Raw genomic sequence first — 10,649 nt, 5'->3', positions numbered from 1 at the left:
TAAGCTCCTATGAGCCATTTAGACTTGGTATAAAAGTCGATGACCCTGATAATATTTTTATCATTAATCCAGATATGACATTGACTCAACCTAACTGCTCATCGAGTTGTGACTATGCTACAATTACTAATAATTTACGTGCACTTTATGGCATACTAAATATAAAAAATGCTTACGGACCAGTTAATTATGATCTCGACATGCCAGCATACATAGTGTACTTTGACCCAATCAGTAACCAATGGAAAATAAATAACAATGACTCTTGCACCGATCTTACAAACAATCTATTTACTCTATCCAATTATAGTGGAAACCTAAACACCGGTGAAACTCAAATCCTATCTATCCAGAAAAAAGGGAATGCAACTTATGAAATAAAGCTCAAAGCACCGGGTAACAATAATGACGGATCAGTGAAACTAAGACTTACAGGCTTATCTTTCCTTCAAAATGCTGATATTAAATACCCACTAAGTGAAGGTGTAGCAACATTTGGCATATATGGTAATCACAATAAGAGACTATACTGGAAAGAGGTCCCTGCAAGATGATCAAATCTGGCTGGACACTTATTGAGCTTGTTATAATAATCTTATTAGTAGGTATTTTGGCTGTTGTTGTGGGACCTAAACTCACAATTTCCGATTTTAAAGAAGAAGCTGAACTAACATCTCTTGTAGCAAACATCCGATACGCCCAACATAAATCTATGGTAGTTGGAGGAGGATGGTCAATAGAATTTTTTTCAAATCAGTATTTAATCAAAGATGAAGATAACAAAACAGTACAATTACCCGGTGGAGAAAACCCAGTAAAGGTCACTTCAAACTTATCCTCGAGTGCCAATAAAGTTTTTTTTGACTTTTTAGGTAGACCCGATCAGGACAACAATAGTAATAACAATAATCTCTTTACAACACCCATTACCATAACCTTTGGCTCAACAACACGAAAAATCAACCCCCAGGGTGGAATAGAATGAAAAAATCCTTTACTCTCATCGAAATAATTATCTTCATAATAGTCTTCTCAGTTGGTGTAATGGGGATATTAGCTTTATTTCACAATTCCCTTGGGAAAATTTATGATCCCACCATACGAATTAAAGGGGTTCAGATTGCCCAATCTGTGATGGAAGAGATATATGGTAAAGCCTTTGACAACGATTCTTACGCAGCAGATAATGGCACTATAAATCTTTTATCAGCAAACATTGGAAGAGAAGAGATATCAGACAATATTTCAGATTTTGACGATGTGGACGACTTTATAAAATGTAATACAGGCTCTAACTGTCCATGTACCACTACTAACTATGATAGCACCGCATTCAACCTTGCACCCAACTATACCATATCCATCAAGGTATCCTATGCTAAAATCAGCGGTCAAAATATTGTGGAAGAGTGCTCCACAGCACAAAATCTAAAACTCATAACTGTCACAGTAAAACCAAACTCCTTATTTCTAAATGAGAATTATACAGTAAAGTTCTTAAAAGGTAACTACTGATGAAAAAGGCTTTTACCTTAATAGAAATGGTCATTGTAATAGTTTTATTAGGTATTGTAAGTACCATAGGAGTAGGACTTTTAAAAATAATTTTTGATGGTTACATCACCGCTAAAATAACATACCAACTCTTCTACGAAGCTAAATTTGGTGCAGAAAGGATTAGTAGAGAGCTAAGGGAGGCTATACCAAACAGCGTGGTTTTAGATGACAACAATACATCTATAACATTTGTTAAATTTTCAAAAGGTGGATACTACTTAAAAGTCGATGATCAGAACATATCCGTTGACAATAATACTTTTGGATATCTATCCAAAAATGATAACATCTCCATTTACAATCTTGACCAAAACTCAATATATGGTGGCAACATCTGCCAATCATCAGATAATAAATCACTTTATACCATTACTGATAATATTTCGATAACATATAAACTTTGCAAAACAATATCATTGGACTCACCCCAAAGTAAATTCTATGTAGTAGATGAAGTTGTAACTTTTACCTTTAAAAATAACACTATTCAACGTTGTAGTTCCAAAACTATGCCTCCTACCCATCCAATCGTATCAAACTGTTATACGATTATAAACAACGTTCAATCGCTAAAATATTCCTACACTCCCCCATCTTTTGTGATAAATGACCAGATAGTTGACATTTACTTAGAAATGAGTAAAAATGATGTCAAGCTTTCTTATAAACATAAAGTTCATATAAGGAATACACCATAGAGGAGAGTCTTATCAGAAAGTTTATTTTAAACAAACTTAGAATCCATAAGAGAGCATCAACACTTATATATGCAATATTTCTATTACTTATTTTCTCGTTCATAGGTTTGACCCTTGTCAATTTTTTGTCCGGCCAAAATATAAGCTCTGCTGAAGAATTACATTCTACAAAAGCTTTTTTTGCTGCTGAAAGTGGCCTTGAATTAGCAATGACAAACAACTTACCTAATGGAACACACACATTTTATATAGACAATATAAAAATTGAAATATCATTGACAAGCAAAGATGATAACTATACAATCCCCCCATCAACTATTAAAACAATCGTTTCAAAAGCAGAATCATCCGCTATGAAAAGAAAACTAACTGCCCAATTTAGAGTGGATAGATAATGTACTTCGAATTTTACGGATTTATTGAAGATCCCTTTAAAATAACACCAGATCCTGACTACATGTATCTTTCGTCCAAACATGAAGAGGCTTTAGAGCTATTGGAATATGGAATAAAATATAGAAAAGGCTTCATTACCTTAGTAGGTGAGGTTGGTACTGGTAAATCTACTCTGATAAGATTTTTGGTGAGAAAATATCCAGATTATCATATCTCACTAATTTTAAACCCTTTTCTCTCTCCCGACGAACTTCTCTACTCAATAGCCAAAGATTTTGGTATCGATATCTCCCTTTGCCTAAACAAAGGTGATGTTTTACAAGAACTCACCAATTTTCTCGTAAATACATACAAAAGCAATAAAAATGCTGTGGTTATCGTAGATGAAGCCCAGAATCTCTCCCTTGAATCCTTCGAAATGATTAGACAAATTTCAAACATTGAATTAGAAAATGATAAACTCATCCAGATCATACTCTCCGGTCAAACAGAACTTGAAACTCTCCTTAAAAAAGAAGAATTAAGACAATTAAACCAGAGAATTTCCGTAAGGGCAACGTTAAAAAACTTTGATTTCAATGATACAGAAAACTATATCATCCATAGGATAAATGTTGCTGCAGGCATAAGACGCTACATCTTCGATAAAAGTGCAATAAAACAGATATATAAATATACAAAAGGTAACCCAAGGGAAATAAATCAGATTTGTGATAAAGCCCTACTAATAGGTTACTCACTTCAGAAAAAAAAGATAGATAGGAGTGTAATCGATAAAGCTTCTAAGGAATACTACATAAATCAAGACAAAAAACCGGCTTTACGATGGTTATATTACTCTATTCCCATTCTAATGATCGGAACAATAATACTAAGTTTGTCCTATGTCCAAACCAAAAATGAGCCCACTATTATACCAATTGAACTCAAAGACAATATTTCTATCCCAAAAATCAACGAACACCACACCGATAACAATTCTACTGATAATAAATCATCGGATAATATTATTAGCGACAACAAAACTTATGAGAAAAAAAACAATACAACAACCCATACAACAGAAACAAAATATTGCCTCTTTACAAAAACTAATATCAATCTTAGAAATAAAAGTAGCCTTAGCAGTGGGGTTAAGCTTGTGTTGAAAAAAGATCATCGTTATATATTAGATAATTTTATCGAACATAATGAGTGGCTTCTAATTTCTATAGACAATTTAACAGGATATATTTATAATAATAAAAAACTTTTTGAAATAAGGGTATGTGAATAGATGAGTGAAATCGCAAATGCTCTAAAGAAAATTAAAAATGAGAGAAAAAAGGTAGTTTTCTCCCACCAAGCTACCTCCAAAATAGCATCCCTATCACTGAATAAGATATATATTATTATTGCCATTGCTATGCTTTCTTTAATTACAATATACTTTTTGTTCAAGACACCTGTCTTAAATAAGCTTTTGAAAGACCCCATTAGTATAGATGAAAATACAGCAATACTAACCAAAAAGATAGCAGAATATCAAAAGGCAAAAGAAGCAAACAAGTATTATACTTTCTATAAATCAATCATAAATAATGACACAACAGCTGCCATGAATATAATTTCGAAAATAGATCCAAACGATCCATTAAAGTCGAAGTTTCTAGGGATTTATTATTTTATACTAAATAGCCCAGCAGACGCTAAACCTCATTTAGAAAAATCATATACCCTACAGAAAGACAATACATCAGCAAATCTTTTAGCATATATATACTATAGTTATGGCGACTATGTCAAAGCAATGAATATTATAAACACACTTGAAGATACTAATGAAAATATATTAATAAACAAAGCAGTTACCTTTGAAAAAAATGGAAAACTCGAAGAAGCACTAATCTTGTATAAAAAAGCTTTATCATTAATAAAAAATGATTTAATCAAATACCGTGTTATAATTAAAATAGAATCCATCAAACTGGGGTTACAAAAGGGATGATAGATATAAATGTTATCAATACCATAGCCATAGGTGAAAACGAAATAAATCATGCCGTGTTTAAAAAGGTAAAAGATGGACTTAAACTTTTGAACTACTCTTATTTCCCTTTTGACACAAACGAAATGGACAATTTTAAGACAATAGCCAGGGAGATCAAATCCTATTCTGATAAAGATCTTTTTACTTACCTAACATTTACCTCGAGAGATATCATTAAGGATGTATTCCCCATAAAAGGTAAACCAAAAGACCTAAAGATGGAAGTAATCAATAGAATAAAAGAAAATTACATGATAGAACTTACAGATTTTAATTTCGATTATACCTTAACACCTATGGAAGAGATGCATATATGTTATGCTGCTTTAATACCCAAAAAAATATCTGAAACTATTTTCAAAGATCTCACCAAAGAAGGCTTTAAACTAATTACTGCAGAAACAGATTGTGATTCATTATCCAGAGGAATCAGTAAAATCACAAACTACGATCACTTTGTTAACCTGCACATACGACAAGATGACAGTATATTTATCATATACAAAAATGGTATCATGACATTGGAAAGACAGGTTATGAACGGTTTTAATGACGTTGTAAATAACTTAGCCCTAACTGCAAGTATAGAACCTTCCCAAGCTATGGAATTACTTGTAAAAAAAGGTCTTGATAGAAACAAAACAGAAGATCAAGAATATAGTAATATAAGTTCTGCTATAGACAGAGTTTCTGTTCAGATTCAAAGGACATTTGATCTGTATTTTCAAACATACAGAGCCGAGCCACCAAACACTATAGTACTTACCGGATATGGCAATAGCATACCAGACCTTGACTTGTACTTTTCAAATATTTTCGGTATCCCAGTTTTTAAAGAAAACCTATTGAAATTTTTAACTTCAGATATAGAGATAGACTATGAAAAGCTGAAATTTTTAGAACTAATGGTTTGTTTAGGGTTAGAAGAATGACCAAGAGATATCTTAATCTATTGCCTCAACAGTATAGATTTGACATAAAAAAATATGCTGCAGTTAAAATTTTAATAGCTATTTGCATTGCTAATTTTCTACTCCTCATATTCCTCTATGCAATAGATAGATACAATCAGGTGAAATTAGAATCTGTAAAGCGAGAAAAAGCTAACAAGATAGAACAGATGACAAAACTAAATGCATCTTTCGCCCAATACGAAATGGAAAAGAAAAACATGGAAACAACGATAAACCAATTGAATGTCTCTGAAAACCTTTATACCTCATTGTTTAATACAAAACATTCAGCCTTTATAAACATCATAAGAACATTAAAACTTATTACCGATGGTATTCAGATTCAAAATATAACCTATTCAGAGGGAACGGTCCATATAGCTGCCACTGCACAGAATACCAAAAAGTTTTATCAATTTTACAAACAAATCGAAAATACTGAGTATATAAAAGATAAAAAATTTAGCAATCTTACTAAACTTCAGGATAATACCTTTTCCTTCAACCTTATAATAACTTTTAGAGGTTTAGATGGCTAATGTAAAACTTCGCGATATCATAATTCTTGTTTTCGTAGTTCTCATCTTCATTAACTATTTCTATTACAGGTATATTTACATCCCCAATCAATCGAAATCCAAAAAAATAATAACCGATATCGAAAACTTGAATGCCCAATTGACCGTAGAAAGTGAGAGGTTTATCAATAACTTAAAAATATTTAACAAACTACAAGAGTACAATAACACCATAAATCAAAAGCAACTAAATCTCTGGTTCATAAAAAAGAATATAAATCTCACAGACAAAGTTTCAGAAGTTATCAATTATCTTTTCATAGACTCAGGCATTAGCCTTAACTCTCTAAATATCACGGATATAAAAAAAGAGGGAAGCAAAAAGTTTTACACTATAAACGCCACCTTTACCACCAATCTAAACAATCTGCTCCTACTTATGGATACCATCGAAAATCATAAAAAACCTATGCAAATTAATAACATAAACATATCAAACACTGAAAGAGGTTTATCTGTTGCCATGATAATAACATTATTCACTATGGAGCAACAATGAGAAAGATGCTTTTTATTTTGTTAATCCTTTATAGTATCTGTTCAGCCTCCGATTTTCTTTTTATGTTTGATTTGCCTGACAACAAAAAGCTTATCCCCAAGCTATCTATACCTTTTAAAAAAGAGATAGATAAAACCATCCCTCCCCTTTCCACTGTGGTACCTGTACCAAAAGGGGATAACCTCTCAGCAATAAACCTTGAAGGTGTTGTGAAAGCTGATAATAATCTTATAGCAATTATCAACGGCAACCTTTACAAAGTCGGAGATAGCTTTAATGAGTACAAGATCACTGAAATCACTATAAACAGCGTAACATTCGACAAAAAAGGTAAAAAAGAAACTATATTTATAAAATAAGGTGGTGGTGTGTATGAGATTCTTATATCTTATCCTTATGATACTGTTTTTACAATCTTTTGCATTAGCTAATCTCAACAAGAAAGTATCCATAAATATGAAAAATGCAGATGTAAAAGATGTTTTTAACGCGCTATCACTTCTATCAGGCACAAATATCGTGATCGGTAAAGGGATAGAAGGAAAGGTATCCGTCTTCTTAGATAATGTCACCTTAATTGATGCCGTGAAAAGTATTACTTCAAATGCAGATCTCTCATACCGCACAGAAAACAATATTATTTACATCACCAAATCCGAACCTTTTACCCAAACAAGCCTTGTTTCAGAAAATGTTGAGACCTACTTTTTTAAGCCCAAATATGTAAAAATAGATCAGCTCCTTACCTTAGTAACCAATTTTACGATTACAACTGGTGGGAAAGTAGTAATGGATAACTCCACAGGAACACTAATTATTACAGATACAAAATCCAACATGACCCATATCAAAGACCTACTATCAAAATTAGATCAACCCTCCCAACAGATAATGATAGAAGCTAAAATAGTCCGTACAACCAAAAATGGAGGAAAAGATCTTGGTATCCAGTGGGGTGCAAATATAAATGACAAAACACGGTATAACTTCCCTTATTCTATTCAAGTAGGTGCAGGTCAAGATACAAACAGGAACTATATTATAAATCTTCCCATCTCAGACACTGTAAGAGCTGGTATGGGGGCAGGGCTTGGAATAACGCTGGGTAGCTTCAATAATAATTTCATACTCAATGCTAAATTGAATGCTTTAGAAACAAAAGGTGAAGCCAAGATCATGCACAGCCCCAAAATCCTTACTATGAACAATCACAAAGCAAAACTCGAAAGTGGTGAAGAGATAAGGTTCAGGGAAACTAAAACAAGCACAACCTCCACAACACAGGAGACCACTATCCAAACTGACCAGGCCAAAACGATCCTTGAAATAACTCCACAGGTTATGAGCAATGGTAATATCTTGTTAAATCTTGCAATTGAGTTAAGTGAATTTGACAGATCCGAAGAGAAAAAAATCGATGGTATCCCCTCTAAAAATACTAACAAAGCTGAAACACAGGTTACACTAAAAGATGGCGAAACACTTATAATAGCAGGTCTCAAAAAAGAAAGTATGTTTAAAAATGAATCCTCTGTTCCCCTTTTAAGCAAGATACCCCTTTTAGGTGCCCTCTTCAGAAATAAATCCTCCGGAGAAGATCTCAACGAACTACTTATCTTTGTTACCCCAAAAGTGATAGATCTCAGCAAAAATTAAGAGGCTGTAGTATGATTACCTTATCACTTGAGTCTAAAAAACTACTCCTAACTATAGCAAGAAACACCATAAGGGATTATTTTCATCATTCAAACAATACAAGAGAATATCTTAAAAATCTGTCCAATCACATTAAAAATGAAATCTATAATGAATTATCTATGAAATGTGGTGCTTTTGTAACCCTTCACAAACACGGTGATCTTAGGGGTTGTATCGGCACCTTTAGGATGGATATGAAATTATACGATGTGGTATCTGACATGGCTATTCAATCGGCATTTCACGACCCAAGATTTTCTCCACTAAAGGAAAGCGAGCTAAACGATATAGAAATAGAGATTTCTGTGTTGACACCTATGGAGAGACTGCACAGTGTTGAAGATATTGAGGTGGGGCTTGACGGTTTATATGTAAAAAAAGGTTTTAACTCTGGTGTATTGCTACCTCAAGTAGCCACTGAACATGGTTGGGATAAATATCAATTCCTCTCTTATACCTGTTTAAAAGCTGGTTTGCCCAATGATATCTGGAAAAAGGAGCATATAGAGCTTTATAGGTTTAGGGCCATAGTGTTCTCAGAAAGCAATTTAGGCTGATCTAAAGCTTTTGAGTTCCTGTTCCATTCTGTTTTCGATGAGGTAACCTGCAACAAAACCAGTAGACAGATCATCCACCCTTTTAAATAATATCCCCAAAAGATACCAATAATGATATAAATTTTTATCAATGTTAATCAATAACTTATTTGGTGATATATCCACATCATCAGTAATACAAACGTTATCAAAATCAACTACAATTTTACAAACATTGTTTTTTTCACTTCCTTTAAGGAAAACTTTATACATTATTGCATCGAAAATATTTTCAGGAAAAGCACCTTCAACGCTCACAATATAATCAGCTTCTCTGGCACTATGAATAAATAGTTTTACGACAAGATCTATCGTCCGTCTATCCAACCCAATAATATGTATGATATAGTTCATTTTATTGCTCCATAGGGACAACTCATATAACAAAGTCTACAACCATTACAAAACTTTTCATTAATACTTACAGCACCATTGTACTCATAAATTGCCGGGCAATGACTACCTCTAACACAATGGGGGCTCTCATTCTTATGAAAGCACACACACTTTTTAGTATTAATTTTGTAATTACCTATTTTTGGGATATTATTACAGCTATAAGGAAAAACTGTATTCAAATCTTTAAACTTATAAGGTCTGGAAATGACCGGAATAGAAAAAATATTTTTAACACCATCATTAAGGAAAATATAATTTAGGTTTTTAATATTGTTGAATATCCCCTGATCCAGAGCTGACAACCTACCAACAAAAAACACTTTTTTCTGATTATCATGCATAACCATCCCCACCACATCCTTTAAGCTCTGCTTTTTAAAACCAAAATATCTAAAAATAGTAGGGCAATGAATATCCGTCACCAAAATTCTGTCATTAAATGGGATATTCTTAGATATCATCAAAATAGGACAACCGGGACAGAATATATCCCTTAATACCCTCTTTTCCCCATCTATGCTAACAGATGAACTAAAATGAAACAGCTTACCCTTTTGAATATTCTTCCAGAAATATAACTCCGGTTTATCGATCAACTCTTGTTCAAGATTAAAGTCTATCTTGGTTGTAAAAGGAACAAAAAACCTTAAAAACTTCCCATCAGCTTTCCTAAAAGAGATCGTGCCATTACCCTCAAAATTTGGGGATAGTCTATTTTGCAAAAAATCATTGATTGCATTGTACTTACTTTGGTCGTAATGAACTTTTAGCTTTTTAAATATCTCAGGCGAAATATATGGTGCAACCCTTTCTGTTGTTAAATTTATATTATCAATCTCAAGAAAATTAAAGATGGCATTAGCATTTACACACAAAAATACAGGTATTCTAAACTCTTCTGAAACACTTACAGCAAGTTCATACCTCTTAGGAAGATCCTTAATATCCCTGCAAAATATGATGGGTACAGTAGGATCAGATGGCAGCTCTGTAGTAACGAAAATCGCCAGACCCCTAAGCTCTACAAAATTATGTAACCTAATATCAGAATTGAAAAAACCAATAACATTACCACCTGAAACAGCAGATGATAGCATAACTGTAATAGCATCATCCTTACTTAAAGGAGGCTTATAACCATATTCTTTTATAGGTAAAGGGAAATTCGTATCCAAATATATTAGATTGTAATGTCCCCTACCCAAAAAATCACTTATGATCTCAAAACCTGTCTTTATTTTCATGG

The 10,649-nt window shown here is 32.9% G+C and carries 15 protein-coding genes; 13 read left to right on the top strand and 2 right to left on the bottom strand.

Annotation, left to right across the window (positions count from 1 at the left end):
* The 13 genes from N3C60_08690 to amrA form a co-directional block, all read left to right on the top strand.
* Positions 1–554 (top strand): hypothetical protein (locus N3C60_08690; protein ID MCX8084981.1); only part of this gene is annotated, 554 nt, incomplete at its 5' end.
* Complete coding sequence (locus tag N3C60_08685) at positions 551–985, top strand: hypothetical protein (GenBank protein ID MCX8084980.1); 435 nt, start codon at positions 551–553, stop codon at positions 983–985. The genes N3C60_08690 and N3C60_08685, both read left to right, overlap by 4 nt.
* Positions 982–1,515, top strand: a complete 534-nt coding sequence (locus tag N3C60_08680; GenBank protein ID MCX8084979.1) for a hypothetical protein — start codon at positions 982–984, stop codon at positions 1,513–1,515. Before N3C60_08685 ends, N3C60_08680 begins: the two co-directional genes overlap by 4 nt.
* On the top strand, positions 1,515–2,255 hold the full coding sequence (locus N3C60_08675) for a type II secretion system GspH family protein (protein MCX8084978.1): 741 nt from the start codon (positions 1,515–1,517) through the stop codon (positions 2,253–2,255). Before N3C60_08680 ends, N3C60_08675 begins: the two co-directional genes overlap by 1 nt.
* A gap of 125 nt (positions 2,256–2,380) precedes the next feature.
* A complete protein-coding gene (locus N3C60_08670; GenBank protein MCX8084977.1) occupies positions 2,381–2,650 on the top strand; it encodes a hypothetical protein in 270 nt (89 codons plus the stop codon).
* Positions 2,650–3,927: an AAA family ATPase gene (locus N3C60_08665; protein ID MCX8084976.1), complete on the top strand. Its 1,278-nt coding sequence runs from the start codon at positions 2,650–2,652 to the stop codon at positions 3,925–3,927. Before N3C60_08670 ends, N3C60_08665 begins: the two co-directional genes overlap by 1 nt.
* A complete protein-coding gene (locus N3C60_08660; protein ID MCX8084975.1) occupies positions 3,928–4,638 on the top strand; it encodes a CDC27 family protein in 711 nt (236 codons plus the stop codon).
* Positions 4,635–5,612 (top strand): hypothetical protein, encoded by a 978-nt coding sequence (locus N3C60_08655; GenBank protein ID MCX8084974.1) that lies wholly within the window; start codon positions 4,635–4,637, stop codon positions 5,610–5,612. Before N3C60_08660 ends, N3C60_08655 begins: the two co-directional genes overlap by 4 nt.
* The gene (locus N3C60_08650; protein ID MCX8084973.1) at positions 5,609–6,172 is read left to right on the top strand and encodes a hypothetical protein; all 564 of its coding nucleotides are present in this window, start codon (positions 5,609–5,611) and stop codon (positions 6,170–6,172) included. The genes N3C60_08655 and N3C60_08650 overlap by 4 nt, the downstream gene beginning before the upstream one ends.
* The gene (locus N3C60_08645) at positions 6,165–6,710 is read left to right on the top strand and encodes a hypothetical protein (GenBank protein ID MCX8084972.1); all 546 of its coding nucleotides are present in this window, start codon (positions 6,165–6,167) and stop codon (positions 6,708–6,710) included. Before N3C60_08650 ends, N3C60_08645 begins: the two co-directional genes overlap by 8 nt.
* Positions 6,707–7,069 carry a hypothetical protein gene (locus N3C60_08640; GenBank protein ID MCX8084971.1) on the top strand — a complete coding sequence of 121 codons (363 nt, stop codon included), beginning with the start codon at positions 6,707–6,709 and terminating at the stop codon, positions 7,067–7,069. The genes N3C60_08645 and N3C60_08640 overlap by 4 nt, the downstream gene beginning before the upstream one ends.
* A 13-nt stretch (positions 7,070–7,082) precedes the next feature.
* Positions 7,083–8,366, top strand: a complete 1,284-nt coding sequence (locus tag N3C60_08635) for a hypothetical protein (protein MCX8084970.1) — start codon at positions 7,083–7,085, stop codon at positions 8,364–8,366.
* A gap of 11 nt (positions 8,367–8,377) precedes the next feature.
* Entirely contained in the window at positions 8,378–8,965 is a 588-nt protein-coding gene (gene amrA / locus N3C60_08630; protein ID MCX8084969.1) for an AmmeMemoRadiSam system protein A, read from the top strand.
* Here the strand turns inward: amrA and N3C60_08625 are convergent.
* Positions 8,957–9,358 carry a hypothetical protein gene (locus N3C60_08625; GenBank protein MCX8084968.1) on the bottom strand — a complete coding sequence of 134 codons (402 nt, stop codon included), beginning with the start codon at positions 9,356–9,358 and terminating at the stop codon, positions 8,957–8,959. The genes amrA and N3C60_08625 overlap by 9 nt on opposite strands.
* Positions 9,355–10,649, bottom strand: a 1,295-nt coding sequence (locus tag N3C60_08620; GenBank protein MCX8084967.1) for a 4Fe-4S binding protein, incomplete at its 5' end; no start/stop codon positions are given. The genes N3C60_08625 and N3C60_08620, both read right to left, overlap by 4 nt.

The sequence above is a fragment of the Calditerrivibrio sp. genome, assembly GCA_026415135.1.
GTDB lineage: Bacteria > Chrysiogenota > Deferribacteres > Deferribacterales > Calditerrivibrionaceae > Calditerrivibrio.
This window is presented reverse-complemented; position numbering and strand designations above follow the sequence as displayed.